The 1,375-nt window shown below is 62.4% G+C and carries 1 protein-coding gene; it reads left to right on the top strand.

Annotated features, from left to right (window positions below; genetic code table 11):
• The first annotated feature begins 62 nt into the window (after positions 1-62).
• On the top strand, positions 63-1,265 hold the full coding sequence (locus HK353_RS16780; RefSeq protein ID WP_173158022.1) for an IS110 family RNA-guided transposase: 1,203 nt from the start codon (positions 63-65) through the stop codon (positions 1,263-1,265).
• Positions 1,266-1,375: the final 110 nt, after the last annotated feature.

The following is a 1,375-nucleotide window of genomic DNA, read 5'->3' as shown; positions in this document are numbered from 1 at the left end:
CACCACCGGCCAGCCGAACCACAACCAATATCCGGTCACATGAGTCGAAGAAGATGAGTGACATGATCACCAACCACGCTGACATCGACGTATTCATCGGTATCGATGTCGGCAAACACAACCACCATGCCGTCGCACTCGACCGCGACGGCAAACAACTCCTGTCGAAGGCTCTGCCGCAGAACGAAACAAAACTCAGGGCTTTGCTCAACCGGCTGGCCAAGCACGGAACACTCCTGGTCGTCGTCGATCAACCGGCAACGATCGGGGCCCTGCCAGTTGCGGTCGCCCAGGCCGAGTCCATCACGGTCGCCTACCTGCCAGGGTTAGCGATGCGCCGCATCGCCGACCTACACCCCGGTGAGGCGAAGACGGATGCTCGTGATGCCGCCATCATCGCTGAAGCAGCCCGGACCATGCCGCACACATTGCGGGGGATTCGGGTGGCGGATGAGAACGTGGCCGAGTTGTCGATGTTGTGCGGCTATGACGATGACCTGGCCAAACAGGCCACAGCGACGTCGAATCGGATCCGGGGCCTGCTGACTCAGATCCACCCCGGATTGGAGACCGTCATCGGTCCGCACCTGGACCATCCGGCGATGCTGGCGCTATTGGCGAAGTACCCGACGCCCAAAGCCTTGCGTCATGCCGGGAAGCACCGAGTCGAGACGCTGCTGCGCAAGCAGGCACCGCGGGCGTGGAAGCGGTGGTCGACCGCGATCTTCACCGCACTCGACGGGCAGACGGTGGTGGTGTCGGGCACCGACGCCGCCGGCCTCGTCCTGCCCCAGCTGGCCGCGTCGTTGGCGCAGACGCGTGCGTCGCGGGATGAGGTGCTGGAACGGATCGAGGAATTGGTTGAGGCGCATCCGCTTTTCGAACTCCTGACGTCGATGCCGGCAGTCGGCGTCAGGACCGCGGCGAGGATCCTCACCGAGGTCGTGGGTAAGGACTTCGAATCAGCCGGACACCTCGCATCGTATGCCGGACTGGCACCGGTGACATGGCGATCGGGAACCTCGATCCGAGGAGATCACTCGTCCCGGCGGGGGAACAAGGTCCTCAAACGAGCGTTGTTCCTATCCGCGTTCGCGGCGTTGAAAGACCCGCTGTCGAGGGCGTATTACGACAAGAAACGGGCCGAGCATAAGAAGCACAACCAAGCCCTGATCGCCCTGGCCCGCCGCCGTTGCAATGTGCTGTATGCGATGCTGCGCGACGGCTCCTACTTCCATACACCCGAGGTGGCGACCGCCGCCTGAACCGAACCGTAGCGGAGTACCAGATCAGTCCGGGAGCTGGTTCCCAGACCGATCATCCCTGCCTTTCGACTCCTACCGAATATTCTTGAAGAAACTAGTCGTTGCCCCTT

The sequence above is a fragment of the Brevibacterium permense genome (assembly GCF_013280495.1).
GTDB classification, from domain to species: domain Bacteria; phylum Actinomycetota; class Actinomycetes; order Actinomycetales; family Brevibacteriaceae; genus Brevibacterium; species Brevibacterium permense.
This window is presented reverse-complemented; position numbering and strand designations above follow the sequence as displayed.

Bases quoted from the DNA above. Each gene is read 5' to 3' on its own strand.
- HK353_RS16780 (WP_173158022.1), top strand. From the start codon at position 63: ATGATCACCAACCACGCTGACATCGACGTATTCATCGGTATCGATGTC.